Below are 16,645 nucleotides of genomic sequence, written 5' to 3'. Positions count from 1 at the left end.
GGGGGCGGCCCGTGCGGGTGGACACGGGTGGGGGTGTGTGCCTCCCGCGGGGCCCGGCCCCGCGTAGGGTTCCGGACTCTAACCGCCCGCCACCGCATGCGGACGGCCCGCCGGGGAAACTTCCCCCCCCCGAGGGAACCGGTGCATCCCGTTACCGGTCACCGGCTCCCGCGAGCCTCACCAGTCGCTGCGCGACGAGGAGTTCGACATGAACTTGCGCACGATGTAGATCAGTCCACCGACCAGGGCGACGAAGATCAGCGCCTTGAAGAGCAGGGCGATCACGAAGCCCACGACGGTCGCTATCAGGCCACCGAACACGACCAGGGCGATGACCGGCACCGCGACCCACTTCACCCACCACGGCAGCCCCGCGAAGATCTCTCGCATTTGCCCTCGTCCCTTGCGTCCCGGAGCGTCCACGGCGCGTCGTGCGCTGCCGCCGGACGCGGTTCTCGATGTCTGCCTCGATGCTAGGGCGCCGGAGGGTCCCACGGACGCCTCGCGCCCCTTGTCCTCCCCTGACCCGCCCCCTAGGGAACCCCGAGGGCCGGGCTCACGCCTCAGGCGGAGAGAAGACGACCAGGACCCGCAGGTCCTCGCTGATGTGGTGGAACTTGTGGGCGACGCCGGCCGGCACGTACACGACACTGCCGCGCGCCACCTGCGTGGTCTCCAGACCGACGGTGATCGAGGCGCGGCCGCTGACGACGACGTAGACCTCGTCCTGCTGATGCGGCTTCTGCGGGTCGTGCTCGCCCGCGTCGAGCGCGTACAGGCCGACCGACATGTTCCGCTCCCGCAGGAACTGCAGGTAGGCCCCGTCGTTGGCGGCCCGCTCCGCCTCCAGTTCGTCCAGCCGGAATGCCTTCATCGATTTGCCGCCCTCGCCCCACTGCTCGCCGTCGATCCCGTCTGCCACGATCAGACACATGAAGAATTTCGTAGTCAAGACGATCGCCAACGCGGGCGCCCTGGCGGTCGCCGTGTGGCTGCTCGACAAGATCACCCTCACCGGTGACAGCACCGGCAAGAAGGTCGGCACGCTGATCGTGGTCGCGCTGATCTTCGGACTGGTCAACTTCCTGGTCAAGCCGATCGTGAAGGTGCTGACCTTCCCCCTGTTCCTCCTGACCCTCGGGCTGATCACCCTGGTCGTCAACGCGCTGATGCTGCTGCTGACGTCGTGGGTGTGCGGCAAGCTCGATCTGAGTTTCCACGTGGACGGCTTCTGGGCGGCCGTGTTCGGCGGTCTGATCATCTCGGTCGTCTCCTGGGCGCTGAACCTCGTCCTGCCCGACGAGGACTGAGCACGCCATGACCTACCGCGTCTGTTTCGTGTGCACGGGCAACATCTGCCGCTCCCCCATGGCCGAATCCGTCTTCCGCGCGCGGGTGGCCGAGGCCGGTCTCTCGGACCTGGTGGAGATCGACAGCGCCGGCACCGGCGGCTGGCACGAGGGGGAGGGCGCCGACCCGCGCACCGTCTCGGTCCTCGACGAGCACGGCTACGGCACCGCGCACACCGCGCGCCGCTTCCAGCCGTCCTGGTTCGCCGACCGCGACCTGGTGATCGCCCTGGACACCGGGCACCTCAAGGCCCTGCGCCGGCTCGCGGCAGGCGAGGAGGACGTCCGCAAGGTGCGTCTGCTGCGCTCGTACGACCCAGCGGCCGGCGACGACCTCGACGTACCGGACCCCTACTACGGGGGCCGCGACGGGTTCGAGGAGTGCCTTGAGATGGTGGAGGAGGCGAGCACCGGCCTGCTCGCCGCTGTACGGGAACGACTGGAGGGACGGGCCGCATGAGCGGGACCACCGAGGACGCGGACCACATCGGCGACGGCACGCGCACGGTACGGGCCGGGCTGCCCGAGCCGGTCAAGCACGAACCGACCCTGCCCGGGCCGGTCTTCGCCGCCCACTTCCACCTGCCCGGCGACGTCACGGGGCCGTACTCCTACGGCCGCGACGACAACCCCACCTGGACGCTGCTGGAGCGTGCCATCGGCGAGCTGGAGGCGCCCGGGCGGGACGACGTCGAGACGCTGGTGTTCGCCTCCGGCATGGCGGCGATCTCCTCGGTGCTGTTCTCGCAGCTGCGCGCCGGCGACGCGGTCGTCCTGCCCTCCGACGGCTATCAGGTGCTTCCACTGGTCCGCGCCCAGCTGGAGGCGTACGGCATCGAAGTGCGCACCGCGCCCACGAGCGGCGACGCCCAGCTGGAGGTCCTCGACGGCGCGCGCCTGCTGTGGATCGAATCGCCGTCGAACCCGGGGCTCGACGTGTGCGACATCCGGCGGCTGGCGGAGGCGGCGCACGCGCGCGGCGTCCTGGTGGCCGTGGACAACACCCTCGCCACCCCGCTCGGGCAGCGCCCGCTGGAGCTGGGCGCGGACTTCTCGGTGGCCAGCGGCACCAAGCAGCTGACCGGGCACGGTGACGTGCTGCTGGGCTACGTGGCCGGGCGCGACGCGGAGGCGATGGCCGCCGTACGCCGCTGGCGCAAGATCGTCGGTGCGATCGCCGGTCCCATGGAGGCCTGGCTCGCGCATCGCTCCATCGCCACGCTCACCCTGCGGGTGGAGCGGCAGAACGCGACAGCCCTCGCCGTCGCCGAGGCGCTGCGGCAGCGGCCCGAGGTGTCCGGGCTGCGCCATCCGGGACTGCCCGACGACCCCTCGCACAAGATCGCCTCGCAGCAGATGCGCCGCTACGGCTGCGTCGTCTCCTTCACGCTCCCCACGCGCGCGCGTGCCGAGCGTTTCCTGGAGGCACTGCGCCTGGTGGAGGACGCGACGAGTTTCGGCGGTGTGCGCTCCACGGCCGAACGCCGCGCCCGCTGGGGCGGGGACCCGGTCCCGGAGGGGTTCATCCGCATGTCCGTCGGTGCCGAGGACCCCGAGGACCTGGTGGCGGACGTGCTGCGGGCACTGGACGAGTCGGCCCAGTGACCGCACCGGGCCGCCCGGTGGTTCTGCGGGCGGTCCGAACCTCCCCCCTCGTGGCTCGGACCGCCCCGGTTCCGCGCGCGAAGAACCGCGCGAACAAGGCTAGTTGACTCTATGTCAGTGTCCAATCACGCTAGCGACAGAGACCTATCGACTTATTTATAGTTGGGGCCTGCCCGGGGCCGGAGGAGGCAGGGAAAGGGGAGGGCGTGCCATGGACGTGGCCTTGCTGCGCACCTTCGTCACCGTGCACCGGGCTGGTTCCTTCACCCGCGCCGCCGCCCTGCTGGGTCTCTCCCAGCCGGCCGTCACCTCCCAGATCCGCACGCTGGAGCGCCAGCTGGGCCGCCCCCTGTTCCTGCGGCAGGCCCGTGGGGTGACGCCGACGACCATCGGCGACGAACTGGCCCACAAGGCCGCCCCGCACCTCGACGCTCTGGTGGAGATAGCGGAGAGGGGGCTGGACGACGAGTCCTCGTTGCGCACCCTGCATCTCGCCGGCCCGCCCGAGTTCACGGCCGAGCGCGCTCTTCCCGCCCTGACCGAACTCACCGGCGACGACGGCCAGGGCTTCGCGCTGCGCGCCTCCTTCGGCACCGCGGAGGAGACGCTGGAGGGGCTGGCGGCCGGCCACCACGATCTGGCCATCAGCACGGTCAGGCCCCGCGGCGCCCTGCTCACCGCGACTCCGCTGTGCGACGAGGAGCACATGCTGGTCGCCGCCCCGCGCTGGGCCGAGCGGATCGGCCCGCCGGCGCTGCGCCGCAAGGGGGCGGCCGCCCTGGAGAACCTGCCCGTCGTGGAGGTCCACGAGTCGCTGCCCTTCGTCTCGCGCTACTGGGCCTCCGTCTTCGACTCGCTCCCGGCCGCCTCGGGCACGGTGATCGTCCCCGATCTGCGCGCGGTGCTCGCCTGCACGATCGCGGGCGCCGGCCTCACGGTGCTGCCCCGCTATCTGTGCGCCCGCGCCCTGGAGCGCGGCGACATCGTCACCCTGCACGATCCGGCGGTCCCGCCGCTGCGCACGTACTTCCTGGCGGTGCGCACCGGAACGCTGGCCATGCCGCACATCGCCCGGGCCCACGACTGGCTTTTGCGGGCCGCCGCGGGCTGGTGCTGAGGCGACGGCCCGGCGGTTCACACGCTGCGCTCGCCTGATGTCGCTTGCGATGTTTCACGTGGAACCAGCCGGGCCACATTTCTCCCATGACCGTCCGACCCGTGGTCAAGCGCACCGCCCGTGCCGTCCTGCTGGACGGTGACGACCTGATCCTGATCAAGCGCACCAAGCCCGGCATCGATCCCTACTGGGTCACTCCCGGTGGCGGGGTCGAACCCGAGGACCCGACCGTCGTCGACGCCCTGCACCGCGAGGTGTACGAGGAACTCGGCGCCAAGATCACCGACGTCGTGCCCTGCTTCGTGGACACCGTGGAGCACATCGGCGACGACGGCGGCGCGACCGGCGTGAAGGTCCAGCACTTCTTCGTCTGCCGACTGGGGTCCATGGACCCCGCCTTGCGCCACGGCCCCGAGGTGGAGGAACCGGCGGGCGAGTACGAGATCGTCCGGGTGCCGTTCACCCGGGTCGGGATCGCCTCCGTCCATCTCGTCCCGCTGTCGCTGCGGCACTATCTGGACGGCAACATCGAGGGCGTACGGGCCATGCACGCGCCGGACCTGGGGTAGGCCGGCCGGTCAGTGTCCGGCGGAGATCGGATCCTCGACTTGGTCGTGCCGTATGCGGTCCCGCGGAATCCCCATGTCCCGCAGGACGTGGACCCCGCTGCGGATCATCCCGGGCGGTCCCGAGATATAGGCGTCGTACTCGCGCCACGGGCCGTACCGGCGAACCGCATCCGGTAGCCGCAGCGGTGCCTGCCGGTCGGTCACCGCCCGCACCGATAGCCATGGATGGCTCTCCCGCAGACCGAGCAGGGTGTCGATGTCGTACAGGTCGCGGTCGGTGCGCGCGCCGTAGAAGACCGCGACCGGCCGGCGGCGGCCGTGCTCGGCCACGTCCTCGACGAGGGCCTTGATGGGCGCGATGCCGGTGCCGCCGCCCAGGCAGAGCAGCCCGCTGACGGTGGTGTGGTCGACGGTCATCGAACCGGCCGGCGGGCCCAGCCTGATGACGTCTCCGGGCCGTGCGCGGCGCACCAGGGCGTGGGAGACCCAGCCGGCCGGGACGGCCTTCACATGGAACGTCAGCAGTCCGTCCGGACGCGGCGCCGACGCGAAGGAGTAGTGCCGCCAGACCCTCGGCCACCAAGGGGTCTCCACACCGGCGTACTGCCCGGCGAGGAAGGGGTACGGCCGGTCCGGGCGGACCGTGAGGACGGCGACGTCGGGGGTCCTGAGGTCGTGCGCGACGACCTCGGCGTGCCACCAGGCCGGCGCCCGCATCTCGTCCGCCGCGGCGGCGTCGATCATCACCTGGGACATCGACCGGTAGGCCCGTACCCAGGCCGCCTCGGTGTCCGCGTCCCAGATCCGGGTGGCGTACTGGCTCAACGCCCCGATGAGGCATTCCCCCACGGCCGGGTAGTGCTCGGCGAGGGTGCCGTACTTCCGGTGCCCACGGCCGAGCTCGCGCAGGTAGCCGACGAGGACGGGTGTGTCGTCGAGGTGTTCGGCGGTCGTGAGCAGCGCCTTCAGCAGCCGGTCGCGCTGCACGTCCATCGCGGCCGGGAACAGCGGCCGCAGTTCGGGGTGGCGGACGAAGAGGAGCGCGTAGAAGTAGGAGGTGACCTCGTCGGCGATCGGGGCGATCTCGGCCATCGTGCGGCGGATGACGAGCGCGTCCGGGGACGCCCCTTCCCGGTCACCGTCCCGCGGCCGGGGCGGGGACGTCCTGGGCGTGGCGAACCAGCCCTCGCCGTCCGGTGTGCCGTTTCCTCCCGACGTGGTGGTCGGAGCGTCCATGTGCCCTCGCCTCGAACGTCTTGCGGTCGGTCTGCGCACCTGCGTCCGAAGGCACGCGCTTCCCCCCGTCGAGCGACCGGCCCGGGATGCGCCCCATCCCGTTCCGGACGCGGACCGGAGTCGACCCTACCGGCCGCCGTCCCGCGGACAGGTCCCGTCTCTCCTCCCGAGGCGACTGCCCCGCGGCGGACGACGGATACCCCCAACCTCCGAGCGGCCAAGGCCCTTTCGCGACCCCGCACCGGATGCCTACCGGTGCGGACACAGGGGGCGGGCCGGGCGGACGGACGCCGCGCCGACCGCGGCGCGAAGCGGTACGGCGGCAAACGGATTTCGGTCCATGGGACGGCGCGAGAGGCCACGGCATGGCCAAAAGCATCCGCGTCTCCGGCCAAACGGGTGGACGCCGGGGGTGCCGGTCGGACAGCCTGACCTGCGTGCCGACTCCTTCTCCCGCCGCTCTTCCCGTCCGCCGTCTGACGCTCCGCGATCTCCACGCCTGCGCCGACCTGTCCGAGGACCGGGGGTGGCCACGCGAGGAGCACAAGTGGGGCCTGCTCCTCACCGCGGGCAGGGGCCACGGCATCGACGACCCGGACGGCGGGCTCGTCGCCGCGTGCGTCGTCACGGAGTACGGCACCTGGGAACGGACGGACCTCGGGGCCATCGGCATGGTCCTCGTGGCCGAACGCCACGCCCGCAAGGGCGTCGGGCGACGGCTGATGCGGCACGTCCTGGCGGCCATGGGCACCACCCCGCTGACGCTGCACGCCACGCCCTACGGACGGCCGCTCTACGAGGAGCTGGGCTTCAAGGTCACGGGCCGGGCGGAGATGCTGCGGGGGCGCTTCGTGCCCGGCGGGCGGCAGCCAGAGGTGGCGACGCGTGCCGCCACGGCGGAGGACCTGCCCGCGGTCCTGCGGCTCGACGAGGAGGTGTTCGGCGCCGACCGCACCCCGCTGATCACCCGCCTGCCCGCGTTCGCCGACCGGTTGCGGGTGGCCGAGGACGGCGGCCGGATCATCGGCTACGCGGCCGCCTGGCCCAACGAGGACACCCATGTCGTCGGCCCGCTGATCGCCCGGGACACCGAGACGGCCAAGGCCCTCGTCGCCTCGCTCGCGGCCGACTCGGACCGCCGGCTGCGCACCGACATCGACGTACGCCACGAGGAGCTGCTGGCCTGGGCCAAGGAGCGGGGTCTGACGTCCGTGGCCTTCAACGACGTCATGACCTACGGCGTCACGGAGCTGCCGGGGGACTGGACGCGCAGGTTCGCGCCGCTCACGGTCGCCGCGGGCTGAACCGCCACGAAACCGATGCCGGTCACCGCTCGCGAGCGGTGACCGGCATCGGCCGTGCGTCGGCCAGGTCAGACGAGCGCCCGGACCGCAGCGGTGGCGAAGCCGTGGTCCTGGTCCGGCGCGCCGCCGCCGACGCCGATCGCGCCGATCAGACGGCCGTCGCGGTGCAGGGGGAGGCCGCCCGCGATGAACAGCAGGGGCCGGTCGAGGGCCGTGGGCAACGTGTGGAAGAGGCCGCCGGGCTGGACGGCGTCGACGAGGTCGGCGGTGGCGGCGTCGAGCTGGAGCGCCGTGTAGGCCTTTCGGGTGCTGGTCTCACCGGAGATCAGCACGGCACGGTCGTCCCGCCGGAAGGCCAGCAGATGGCCGCCCGCGTCCAGCACGGTGACGCTGACCGTGACTCCGGCTTCCTCGGCCGCTCGGCGGGCCGTGGCGACGAGCAGCTCTGCGTCCTCGGTGGTGAGCGGGGCGACGGTGGTGGTGCTCATGGGGCGTTCTCCTCGTGCGGTGGTGCGACGTCGCGTGAAAGGGGTGAGGTGGCGGTGCCGGACCCGGCGCGCCTTGTGCCGTGGTGGTCCGGGCCAGGTCCGGTGTGCGGTTCCGGACGCCCGTGGTCCGGGCCCGGCTCAGTGGTGGACGGGGGTGCGCTGTCCCGCGGGGGCTCCGGAGGCCACCACGGCGCTCCGTGCGCCGTCACGGCGCTCCAGGGCGGCCGAGAGGACGGCGAGGACCAGGGCGGACGCGGCAAGGGCGGCGCCGACCCAGTTCGGGGCGGTGTAGCCGAAGCCGGCCGCGATCACCAGGCCGCCGAGCCACGCGGACAGGGCGTTGCCGAGGTTGAAGGCGCCGATGTTCACGGCCGACGCGAGTGTCGGGGCGCCGTGTGCCTGGTCGAGGACGCGTTTCTGCAGGGGCGGCACGGTCGCGAAGCCGAGGGCGCCGATCAGGGCGATGGCCACGGCGGCCGCGATCTTGTTGTGCGCGGTGAGGGTGAACAGCGCGAGGACGACGGCCAGGGCGCCCAGCGAGACGTACAGCATGGGCATCAGCGCGCGGTCCGCGAACCTGCCGCCGACGAGGTTGCCGCCGACCATGCCGAGGCCGAACAGGACCAGAAGCCAGGTGACCGAGCCGTCGGCGTAGCCGGCCGCGTGGGTCATCATCGGGGCGATGTAGGTGACGGCCGCGAAGACTCCGCCGAAGCCGAGCACGGTCATCGCCATGGCGAGCAGGACCTGGGCGTTCTTGAAGGCGGCCAGTTCGTGGCGCAGGTGGACGCCCTCGGGCCGGGGCATGTCGGGCACCAGCCGGGCGATGCCGGCCAGGCCGACGAGGCCGAGGGCCGCGACGACGGCGAAGGTGACGCGCCAGCCGACGTGCTGGCCGACGAGCGTGCCCAGCGGGACGCCGATGACGTTGGCGACGGTCAGGCCGGTGAACATCATGGCGATGGCCCCGGCCTTCTTGTGGGGAGCCACCAGCCCGGCCGCGACGACCGAGCCGATGCCGAAGAAGGCGCCGTGCGCGAGGGAGGCGACGACCCGTCCGATCAGCATGACCGAGAAGGCGGGTGCCACGGCGGAGAGCAGGTTCCCGGCGATGAACAGGCCCATGAGCAGCATCAGCATGCGCTTGCGCGGGACCTTGGTGCCGAGGACGGTCATCAGCGGGGCGCCGATGACCACGCCGAGGGCGTAGCCGGTGACGAGCAGGCCCGCCGTGGGGATGGAGACCCCGAAGTCGCCCGCGACCTCGGGCAGCAAGCCCATGATCACGAATTCTGTGGTGCCGATTCCGAAGGCCCCGATCGCGAGGGCCAGAAGCGCGAGAGGCATGGGGTGGGTACACCTTCCCGGACGATTGCAGGAGCGCTTTGCGTGCGTTCACAATAGTTGCAGACGCGGGCTAACTGCAAGCGCAGGATATTGCGAATGTGCTCTACCCTGGACTCAGCCGCTCCGGGACGGAGGAGAACGCCCATGACAGCGACGGACCCCGCGCTCACCGCACTGGCCCAGGGCTGGTGCGCCCTCTCCCTGCTGCACGGGAGGATCGAGGCGCACATCGAACGCGCCCTGCAGGGCGGGCACGACCTGAGCGTGCGCGAGTACTCCCTGCTGGACGTGTTGAGCCGGCAGCACGACGGCGAGGGCGGCCATCTGCAGATGAAGCAGGTCGCCGACGCGGTGGTCCTGAGCCAGAGCGCCACCACCCGCCTGGTGACCCGCTTGGAGGACCGCGGGCTGCTGGAGCGCTATCTGTGCCCCACCGACCGTCGCGGCATCTACACCAACGTCACCGAGGCAGGTCTGCGCCTGCTCGAACAGGCGCGGCCGACCAATGACGCCGCCCTGCGAGAGGCGCTGGACGAGGCGGCGAAAGACACCGAACTCGCCCCCCTGGTCCGCGTCGTGGAGTCCCTGAACGTGCCCGCATAGGGTGCGGGCATGGGAGATCTTGAGATACGCCGTGCGGCCGCGGCCGACGTCCCCGCCATCGTCGGCATGCTCGCCGACGACCCGCTGGGCGCCCAGCGGGAGTCACTCGACGACATGACGCCGTACCTGGCGGCGCTCGAACGGCTGGACGCGGACCCCAACCAACACCTCGTCGTGGCCGTCCGAGAAGGCCGTGTCGTGGGCACCCTCCAGCTGACCGTCATCCCCGGACTCTCCCGCAAGGGAGCGACCCGATCGATCATCGAGGGCGTACGCATCCACGCCGACGAGCGCGGCAGTGGCCTGGGCACCCAGCTCATCGAGTGGGCGGTCGAGGAATCCCGGCACCAGGGCTGCCAACTGGTGCAGCTGACCTCCGACAACAGCCGCACCGACGCCCACCGCTTCTACGAGCGGCTCGGCTTCACCGCGTCACATGTGGGCTTCAAGCTCCCGCTCTGACCGAGCCAGGGGCCGGGGCGAAACCGGCTCGGGGGGAGGCCCAGGTGGCGGCGCGGGTGTTTCACGTGAAACACCCGCGCTCGTGGATCAGCCGATCACGACACCGGTCGCCGGTCAGTACGCGAGCCCGCGCCAGCCCTCGGGATCCACCCCACCGGGCACCTCTGCTCCCTCCTCGTAGGGCTGCCGGGTGAACACGAACGACCCGAGGTCCAAGTGGCTCACGGAACCGTCCGGCCGCCGTACGGCCCGAAGCAGCTCTCCCGCGTAGTAACCCTCCAGCCCGGTCCAGGTGCCGTCCCCCTCCGCCCGGAACCGCGCACGGCGGCCCGCGCCGGAGATCGGCCCAAGGGAGACAAGGCCGTCGGCCGTCATCCGCAGGGCGAAGGCCTGAGTCCCCCAATACCACTGACCGGTCAACTCGAGCACCGCCGGGTCGACTTCACGCAGCGGACGCCACGGCGCGGGAATGCGGGGCTCGGCCTCGGCGACGATACGCACGAGGTCGGCCCCCACGGCCGACAGCATGGGCCCCGATGTGCAGTTGGCCAGCACCACGGCCGCCACGTCGTCCTCGATGCCGATGCTGAGATTGGCCAGGAACCCCGGCAGCGAGCCGGAGTGCCCCACGATCAGCCGGCCGTCACGGTTCTGGATCTGCATGCCCAGTCCGTACGTGGCGCCGTCCACGACATCGGAGGCCTCGGCGGGAGCCGCCGGGGTGCGCATCTCCCGCACCGACTCCGCGCTCAGCACCCGGTCGTCCCCCCGGGCCAGGAAGACGGCGAACCGGGCGAGGTCGCCGGTGGTGGACCACAGCTGCCCGGCCGGCGCCATCCGGCCGAGGTCCTCAACCGGTTCGGGCAGCAGGGCGTCGGCCCACGGGTGCACCGCCCAGCCGCCCGCGGACGGCGCCTGCGGCTGACCGCTGGTCCGCTCCAGACCCAGGGGCTGGAGCACCTCCCTCTCCAGCACTTCCGCCCAGGGCGCGCCGCGCAACTCCTCCACGAGAGCACCGAGCAGCGTGTAGCCGGGGTTCGAGTAGTGGTGCCGCCTGCCGACGGGATGGAGCAGGGGACGCTCACCGAGCACGTCGTCCAGTCCGGGCCGCAGCGAGCCCGGAGTGCGCTCCCACCACGGCCCTGGCGACTCCGCGGCCAGACCGCCGGTGTGCGCGAGCAGTTCGGCGATGGTCGCCTCCCCCGCGCCGGTGCCCGGCAGATACTTCTCCAGCGGATCACCGAGGTCGAGCAGGCCCTCGTCGCGCAGCCGCAGCACCAGTACGGCGGTGAAGGTCTTGGTGATCGAACCGATCCGGTACTGCACGTCCTCGTCCGGCGCGTGACCGTCCACCGAACTCCGCGCCCCGTGCCACACGGCCCGCCCGTCCCGCACGACCGCCGCGACCAGTGAGGGCGCACGCCCCTCGGCCTGCGCGACGGCGATCCGGTGCAGCAACGCTCGCCGCGTGCCGGGCAGCAACTCTTCCTGGTATGTCGTCATGCCCCTAGTCCACCGGGCGGGCCGACCCGCGTCGAGTTCATTTCGTCCACCCGAATCGGGGCTGAGCGGGCCTCCGGCCGAATCCGGGACCCCCTTCCGACCGTTATGAGGACCCGTAGGCCCCCGTACTTCCACTCCGTTAGCATGTTCGAACTCATGGCGATCACCCTCATCGCCCGTCCCACACGGGAAGGCCCTGCCCTTCAGCACGATGAGCAAGTTATGTGACCAGAATCTAGAAAACCGGCCGAAGAATTGACATCTATAACATCGCGGACGTTTTCGCGAATAAACGGGGCAATCGCATCCTCGGCATGGCGCCGACCACAGATGATCCTGTGGGCCGTCGCGGGGGTGACGACTCTTGGGTTCCTCGTCGCGCTGGAGATCGCGGCACGGCACTACGGCCTGCCGGGGCCGCTCACCAACCAGGCGAAAGAAGTACTGTTCGCCCCGAAGTCGGGGCCCCTGCTGTACGCCAGCATGGCGTTGATGATGGTGGTCCTGCCGCGTCGGCAACGGTTCGTCGCGGCCGCCGCCGCGGTCGGCATCGACATCGTCTTCTTCCTGGTGCGCTGGGCGGTCGACGCCAAGATGATGTTCGGCAACGGCGCGCTGTGGGTCGTCCTGGCCTATGCCGTCATCGCCGTCACCCGCCGCACCGGCCAGGAGCGCCTCCTGCTACTGAAGGGCGTCGGGCTGGCCCTGCTGCTGGTCACGGGCCGCAAGACCGGTGACGCCTGGCTGCTCATCACGTCCAAGACCCGCCCGACGGTGCTCGACCCCTACGTGGCGACCGCCGATCACGCGCTGGGCGACCCGTCGTGGCTTGCGGGCCGGATCGTCCGGGCCACCGGCACGGTCGGCTCCCACGTCCTCGACTACGTCTACATCCAGCTCGCGGTGGCCGCGGTCGTCGTCGCGCTGTACCAGCTGCGCAACGTGGCGGCGGAGGGCCGGTTCCCGCGCCATCACCTGGTGCGCACGTTCCTGGTGATCGGCCTGCTCGGGCCCGGCATCTACATGATCTTCCCGGTGGTGGGCCCGGTCTTCGCCTACGGCACCGACGGAGGACACTGGGCGGTCGCCGACCTGTGGCCGAACACCCCGCCGGTGAACGCGCCGTATCACATGCCGTTCGACCGGATAACCCCGCGCAACTGCATGCCCAGCCTCCACACCGCATGGGCCACCACGATTTTCGTGCATTCCCGCAAGGGCCCGCGCGCACTGCGATTCGCCGGCACGTTCTGGCTGATCGCCACGCTCGGGGCGACGCTGGGCTTCGGATACCACTACGGCGCCGACATCATCGCCGGTGTGGTGTTCGCGCTGACGATCGAGGCGGCTCTGCGCGCGCAGGCACGCGGCTGGGACCGGTCCGCGATGCAACTGGCCATGCACGGCACAGCGGTGTTCAGCGCGCTTCTGCTGTCCTACCGCTACCTCCCCGAGAAGATGGCCGCGCACCCCTGGGTGTTCGGACCCCTTCTCCTGCTGGCGATGGTCTCGGTCGTGCACGGCTACATACGGACCACCAGGCTGTGGGAACCGGCGGTCGCGCCGGCGCCGCGGCCGGAACCGCAGCCCGAACCTGCCTGAGGCACCCGGCGCGAGGCCCCGGGTGCCCCGCGCAGTGGATCAGGTCTGGGCCATGTCCACGAAGCGGGAGTAGTGGCCCTGGAAGGCGACGGTGATCGTCGCCGTGGGGCCGTTTCGGTGCTTGGCGACGATCAGGTCGGCCTCGCCCGCCCGGGGGGACTCCTTCTCGTAGGCGTCCTCGCGGTGCAGCAGGATCACCATGTCGGCGTCCTGCTCGATGGAGCCCGACTCACGCAGGTCCGAGACCATCGGCTTCTTGTCGGTGCGCTGCTCGGGGCCACGGTTCAGCTGGGAGAGCGCGATGACCGGGATCTCCAGCTCCTTGGCGAGCAGCTTGAGGTTACGGGACATGTCCGAGACCTCCTGCTGACGGCTCTCGGCGCGTTTGGAGCCACCGGACTGCATCAGCTGGAGGTAGTCGATGACGACCAGCTTCAGGTCGTTGCGCTGCTTCAGCCGGCGGCACTTGGCGCGGATCTCCATCATCGACAGGTTCGGGGAGTCGTCGATGTACAGCGGGGCGGCCGAGACGTCCGGCATCCGGCGGGCGAGCCGGGTCCAATCCTCGTCGGTCATCGTGCCGGAGCGCATGTGGTGCAGGGCCACACGGGCCTCGGCGGACAGCAGACGCATGGCGATCTCGTTGCGGCCCATCTCCAGCGAGAAGATGACGCTGGGGAGGTTGTGCTTGATCGAGCAGGCTCGCGCGAAGTCCAGCGCGAGCGTCGACTTACCCATGGCGGGACGGGCCGCGATGACGATCATCTGGCCCGGGTGAAGGCCGTTCGTCAGCGAGTCGAAGTCCGTGAACCCTGTGGGCACACCCGTCATCTCGCCGCTGCGCGAGCCGATCGCCTCGATCTCGTCGAGGGCGCCCTCCATGATGTCGCCGAGCGGCAGGTAGTCCTCGCTGGTGCGCTGCTCGGTGACGGCGTAGATCTCGGCCTGGGCGCGGTTGACGATCTCGTCCACGTCGTCGTCGGCCGCGTATCCCATCTGCGTGATACGGGTGCCGGCCTCGACCAGGCGGCGCAGGACCGCGCGCTCGTGGACGATCTCCGCGTAGTACTCGGCGTTCGCCGCCGTCGGCACGGTCTGGACCAGGGTGTGCAGGTACGACGCCCCGCCCACCTTGTTGATCTCGCCGCGCTTGGTGAGCTCGGCGGCGATGGTGATGGGGTCGGCCGGCTCGCCCTTGGCGTAGATGTCGAGGATGGCCTGGTAGATGGTCTCGTGGGCCGGCTTGTAGAAGTCGTGGCCCTTGAGGATCTCGACGACGTCGGCGATGGCGTCCTTGGACAGCAGCATGCCGCCCAGGACGGACTGCTCGGCGTCCAGGTCCTGGGGCGGCACCCGCTCGAAGGAGGAGCCCCCGCCGTCCCAGCCGCCGCTCTCCCGGCCCCGGTCGTGCTGTTCGTCACGACCCCGTCCACCGTCGCTGCGCCGACGGGAGGCGGGCAGACGATCGCTGGGCCCACTGTCGGCCCACGGATCGTCCAAGGGCTCGGAAATGCTCACCGAGCCACCTCCTCCCGTCCGCACGGCGGACCTCGCCGTGCCCTCTGTTCTACGGCACGACACTGACAAATGAGAGGCCCAACTCCGGTTCTGACGCGTCGGTTTTGTCGGGTTTCCCTGGTCGACGCAAGGAGCGGGCGCCGGACCACGGTAGGCCCCTCGGCACCGTCAGCCAATCTGGTTATCCACAGGCCATGTGGACGACGGCCCCGATGCTGTGGAGAACCCGCCGAAACCTGTGCACGACCCGGTGGACAGCCCTGTGAACAAGCCCTCGATCACCCTTACCAGAAGTGTCTGACCTGCGCTTTTATCTACCACCGCCTGTGCAGAAGAAAAACTTTCCCACTCGGGCCAAGATCGGCTCGAACGGTGTGCGTATACACACGCGCCGGAACTTGAGGTAAGGGCCAATAGCGCTTTGCATCTCTTACCTGTGGACGATTAGATTAGTGGTCATGACACAGGCTCCAGCGATCCCCCAGGCCAGACACCGCCGGCACGACCGAGAGATCATCGCACTGGCCGTCCCGGCCTTCGGCGCACTCGTCGCGGAGCCGCTGTTCGTCCTGGCGGACAGCGCGATCGTCGGCCACCTCGGCACCGCCCAGCTCGCCGGTCTCGGGATCGCCTCGGCCCTCCTCACCACCGCCGTGAGCGTGTTCGTCTTCCTCGCCTACGCCACCACGGCCGCCGTGGCCCGGCGCGTCGGCGCGGGCGATCTCCCGGCCGCCATCCGCCAGGGCATGGACGGCATCTGGCTCGCGCTGCTGCTGGGCCTGGCGGTCATCGCCCTCGTCCTTCCGCTGGCCCCGGGGGTCGTGGACCTCTTCGGCGCCTCCACCACTGCGGCTCCCTACGCCACCACGTATCTGCGCGTCTCCTCGCTCGGCATCCCGGCCATGCTGATCGTCCTCGCCGCCACTGGGGTGCTGCGTGGCCTGCAGGACACCAGGACCCCGCTGTACGTCGCCGTCGGCGGCTTCGTCGCCAACGCCGGTCTCAACGCGGCACTGGTCTACGGCGCCGGTCTCGGCATCGCCGGCTCCGCTTGGGGGACCGTCATCGCGCAGTGCGGCATGGCGGCCGTCTACCTCACCGTCGTCGTGCGTGGCGCCCGGCGGCACGGGGCCTCCTTGCGTCCGGACGCCGCGGGCATCCGGGCCTCGGCCCAGGCCGGTGTGCCGCTGCTCGTCCGCACCCTGTCGCTGCGCGCGATCCTCATGATCGCCACTGCCGTCGCGGCACGCCTCGGGGACGCCGACATCGCCGCGCACCAGATCGTCCTGTCCCTGTGGAGCCTGCTGGCCTTCGCCCTCGACGCCATCGCGATCGCCGGGCAGGCCATCATCGGCCGCTACCTCGGCGCCGACGACACCCAGGGCGCGCGTGAGGCATGCCGTCGCATGGTCCAGTGGGGTATCGCCACCGGCGTCGTCCTCGGACTCCTCGTGGTGGCCGCCAGACCGTTGTTCCTCCCGCTGTTCACCGGCGACTCCGTAGTCAAGGACACTGCGCTGCCGGCCCTGCTGATGGTCGCGCTCTCCCAGCCTGTCTGCGGAATCGTCTTCGTCCTGGACGGCGTCCTGATGGGCGCCGGCGACGGACCGTATCTGGCCTGGGCCATGGTCGTCACCCTGGCCGTCTTCGCACCGGTGGCGCTGCTCGTCCCCACCCTGGGCGGCGGTCTGACGGCACTCTGGGCTGCTATGACCCTGATGATGACGGTCCGCATGCTCACCCTGTGGCTGCGGTCCCGTTCCGGACGGTGGATGGTCACCGGCGCGACCCGCTGAGCGGATCCGCCCCGGCAGGCAGCTTGTCGTTTCACGTGAAACACGCGGCGTGGGTTCGGCCTCCCCCCCACGCCCCCGCCCCCGCCGCCCCATATGCCGAAAGCTGAGTCGGGCGGCGGGGCCGCGGGGGGCGGGCGCGCTACCAG

At 70.9% G+C, this 16,645-nt stretch carries 17 protein-coding genes; 10 read left to right on the top strand and 7 right to left on the bottom strand.

Translation table 11 applies throughout. The features are described from left to right. Nucleotides 1-177: 177 nt before the first annotated feature. Together V7E45_RS09645 and V7E45_RS09640 are read right to left on the bottom strand one after the other, a co-directional pair. Entirely contained in the window at nt 178-390 is a 213-nt protein-coding gene (locus V7E45_RS09645) for a DUF5326 family protein (RefSeq protein ID WP_333773697.1), read from the bottom strand. 166 nt (nt 391-556) lie between these two features. Beyond that, nucleotides 557-874: a cupin domain-containing protein gene (locus V7E45_RS09640; protein WP_020941064.1), complete on the bottom strand. Its 318-nt coding sequence runs from the start codon at nt 872-874 to the stop codon at nt 557-559. 58 nt (nt 875-932) lie between these two features. Here V7E45_RS09640 and V7E45_RS09635 point away from each other — a divergent pair, with 58 nt between their 5' ends. The 5 genes from V7E45_RS09635 to V7E45_RS09615 all read left to right on the top strand — a co-directional run bounded on the left by V7E45_RS09635 (nt 933) and on the right by V7E45_RS09615 (nt 4,640). Further along, the gene (locus tag V7E45_RS09635) at nt 933-1,310 is read left to right on the top strand and encodes a phage holin family protein (protein WP_333773696.1); all 378 of its coding nucleotides are present in this window, start codon (nt 933-935) and stop codon (nt 1,308-1,310) included. 7 nt (nt 1,311-1,317) lie between these two features. Continuing rightward, on the top strand, nt 1,318-1,809 hold the full coding sequence (locus V7E45_RS09630; RefSeq protein ID WP_333773695.1) for a low molecular weight protein-tyrosine-phosphatase: 492 nt from the start codon (nt 1,318-1,320) through the stop codon (nt 1,807-1,809). Then, nucleotides 1,806-2,954, top strand: a complete 1,149-nt coding sequence (locus V7E45_RS09625; RefSeq protein WP_333773694.1) for a cystathionine gamma-lyase — start codon at nt 1,806-1,808, stop codon at nt 2,952-2,954. The genes V7E45_RS09630 and V7E45_RS09625 overlap by 4 nt, the downstream gene beginning before the upstream one ends. A gap of 211 nt (nt 2,955-3,165) precedes the next feature. Continuing rightward, nucleotides 3,166-4,071 carry a LysR family transcriptional regulator gene (locus V7E45_RS09620; protein ID WP_333773693.1) on the top strand — a complete coding sequence of 302 codons (906 nt, stop codon included), beginning with the start codon at nt 3,166-3,168 and terminating at the stop codon, nt 4,069-4,071. Nucleotides 4,072-4,157: 86 nt separating this feature from the next. Then, a complete protein-coding gene (locus V7E45_RS09615; RefSeq protein ID WP_333773692.1) occupies nt 4,158-4,640 on the top strand; it encodes an NUDIX hydrolase in 483 nt (160 codons plus the stop codon). A gap of 9 nt (nt 4,641-4,649) precedes the next feature. Here V7E45_RS09615 and V7E45_RS09610 read toward each other — a convergent pair whose 3' ends face one another. Continuing rightward, nucleotides 4,650-5,876 (bottom strand): globin domain-containing protein, encoded by a 1,227-nt coding sequence (locus V7E45_RS09610; protein WP_333773691.1) that lies wholly within the window; start codon nt 5,874-5,876, stop codon nt 4,650-4,652. 437 nt (nt 5,877-6,313) lie between these two features. Between V7E45_RS09610 and V7E45_RS09605 the strand changes: the two genes are divergently transcribed. Then, on the top strand, nt 6,314-7,180 hold the full coding sequence (locus tag V7E45_RS09605; RefSeq protein WP_333773690.1) for a GNAT family N-acetyltransferase: 867 nt from the start codon (nt 6,314-6,316) through the stop codon (nt 7,178-7,180). Nucleotides 7,181-7,248: 68 nt separating this feature from the next. Here the strand turns inward: V7E45_RS09605 and V7E45_RS09600 are convergent, their stop codons facing one another. Both V7E45_RS09600 and V7E45_RS09595 read right to left on the bottom strand, forming a co-directional pair. Further along, entirely contained in the window at nt 7,249-7,668 is a 420-nt protein-coding gene (locus V7E45_RS09600) for a GlcG/HbpS family heme-binding protein (protein WP_333773689.1), read from the bottom strand. Between the two features lie 138 nt (nt 7,669-7,806). Continuing rightward, nucleotides 7,807-9,015: an MFS transporter gene (locus tag V7E45_RS09595; RefSeq protein ID WP_333773688.1), complete on the bottom strand. Its 1,209-nt coding sequence runs from the start codon at nt 9,013-9,015 to the stop codon at nt 7,807-7,809. 144 nt (nt 9,016-9,159) lie between these two features. On the opposite strand from V7E45_RS09595, the gene V7E45_RS09590 reads away from it, so the two are divergent. Next, nucleotides 9,160-9,618, top strand: coding sequence for a MarR family winged helix-turn-helix transcriptional regulator (locus tag V7E45_RS09590; RefSeq protein ID WP_333773687.1), 459 nt, complete (start codon nt 9,160-9,162; stop codon nt 9,616-9,618). 9 nt (nt 9,619-9,627) lie between these two features. Beyond that, on the top strand, nt 9,628-10,080 hold the full coding sequence (locus V7E45_RS09585; RefSeq protein WP_333773686.1) for a GNAT family N-acetyltransferase: 453 nt from the start codon (nt 9,628-9,630) through the stop codon (nt 10,078-10,080). Nucleotides 10,081-10,194: 114 nt separating this feature from the next. Here V7E45_RS09585 and V7E45_RS09580 read toward each other — a convergent pair whose 3' ends face one another. Next, nucleotides 10,195-11,583: a serine hydrolase domain-containing protein gene (locus V7E45_RS09580; protein WP_333773685.1), complete on the bottom strand. Its 1,389-nt coding sequence runs from the start codon at nt 11,581-11,583 to the stop codon at nt 10,195-10,197. A gap of 330 nt (nt 11,584-11,913) precedes the next feature. Between V7E45_RS09580 and V7E45_RS09575 the strand changes: the two genes are divergently transcribed. Further along, on the top strand, nt 11,914-13,185 hold the full coding sequence (locus V7E45_RS09575) for a phosphatase PAP2 family protein (RefSeq protein ID WP_333773684.1): 1,272 nt from the start codon (nt 11,914-11,916) through the stop codon (nt 13,183-13,185). A 39-nt stretch (nt 13,186-13,224) separates the two neighbouring features. Here V7E45_RS09575 and dnaB read toward each other — a convergent pair whose 3' ends face one another. Next, on the bottom strand, nt 13,225-14,703 hold the full coding sequence (gene dnaB / locus V7E45_RS09570) for a replicative DNA helicase (RefSeq protein ID WP_020941078.1): 1,479 nt from the start codon (nt 14,701-14,703) through the stop codon (nt 13,225-13,227). Nucleotides 14,704-15,161: 458 nt separating this feature from the next. Between dnaB and V7E45_RS09565 the strand changes: the two genes are divergently transcribed. Further along, the gene (locus tag V7E45_RS09565; protein ID WP_333773683.1) at nt 15,162-16,499 is read left to right on the top strand and encodes an MATE family efflux transporter; all 1,338 of its coding nucleotides are present in this window, start codon (nt 15,162-15,164) and stop codon (nt 16,497-16,499) included. Nucleotides 16,500-16,645: the final 146 nt, after the last annotated feature.

Origin of the sequence: Streptomyces sp. IBSBF 3136, from assembly GCF_036815105.1 — a bacterium.
Classification (GTDB): Bacteria; Actinomycetota; Actinomycetes; order Streptomycetales; family Streptomycetaceae; genus Streptomyces.
Note: the sequence above shows the minus strand (reverse complement) of the source record. Positions and strands in the feature narration are given on the sequence as shown.

Excerpts from the sequence above, each read along its gene's own strand:
- V7E45_RS09645 (WP_333773697.1), bottom strand. The coding sequence starts at position 390 with ATGCGAGAGATCTTCGCGGGGCTGCCGTGGTGGGTGAAGTGGGTCGCG.
- V7E45_RS09640 (WP_020941064.1), bottom strand. The coding sequence starts at position 874 with ATGAAGGCATTCCGGCTGGACGAACTGGAGGCGGAGCGGGCCGCCAAC.
- V7E45_RS09635 (WP_333773696.1), top strand. The coding sequence starts at position 933 with ATGAAGAATTTCGTAGTCAAGACGATCGCCAACGCGGGCGCCCTGGCG.
- V7E45_RS09630 (WP_333773695.1), top strand. The coding sequence starts at position 1,318 with ATGACCTACCGCGTCTGTTTCGTGTGCACGGGCAACATCTGCCGCTCC.
- V7E45_RS09625 (WP_333773694.1), top strand. The coding sequence starts at position 1,806 with ATGAGCGGGACCACCGAGGACGCGGACCACATCGGCGACGGCACGCGC.
- V7E45_RS09620 (WP_333773693.1), top strand. The coding sequence starts at position 3,166 with ATGGACGTGGCCTTGCTGCGCACCTTCGTCACCGTGCACCGGGCTGGT.
- V7E45_RS09615 (WP_333773692.1), top strand. The coding sequence starts at position 4,158 with ATGACCGTCCGACCCGTGGTCAAGCGCACCGCCCGTGCCGTCCTGCTG.
- V7E45_RS09610 (WP_333773691.1), bottom strand. The coding sequence starts at position 5,876 with ATGGACGCTCCGACCACCACGTCGGGAGGAAACGGCACACCGGACGGC.
- V7E45_RS09600 (WP_333773689.1), bottom strand. The coding sequence starts at position 7,668 with ATGAGCACCACCACCGTCGCCCCGCTCACCACCGAGGACGCAGAGCTG.
- V7E45_RS09595 (WP_333773688.1), bottom strand. The coding sequence starts at position 9,015 with ATGCCTCTCGCGCTTCTGGCCCTCGCGATCGGGGCCTTCGGAATCGGC.
- V7E45_RS09590 (WP_333773687.1), top strand. The coding sequence starts at position 9,160 with ATGACAGCGACGGACCCCGCGCTCACCGCACTGGCCCAGGGCTGGTGC.
- V7E45_RS09585 (WP_333773686.1), top strand. The coding sequence starts at position 9,628 with ATGGGAGATCTTGAGATACGCCGTGCGGCCGCGGCCGACGTCCCCGCC.
- V7E45_RS09580 (WP_333773685.1), bottom strand. The coding sequence starts at position 11,583 with ATGACGACATACCAGGAAGAGTTGCTGCCCGGCACGCGGCGAGCGTTG.
- V7E45_RS09575 (WP_333773684.1), top strand. The coding sequence starts at position 11,914 with ATGATCCTGTGGGCCGTCGCGGGGGTGACGACTCTTGGGTTCCTCGTC.
- V7E45_RS09565 (WP_333773683.1), top strand. The coding sequence starts at position 15,162 with ATGACACAGGCTCCAGCGATCCCCCAGGCCAGACACCGCCGGCACGAC.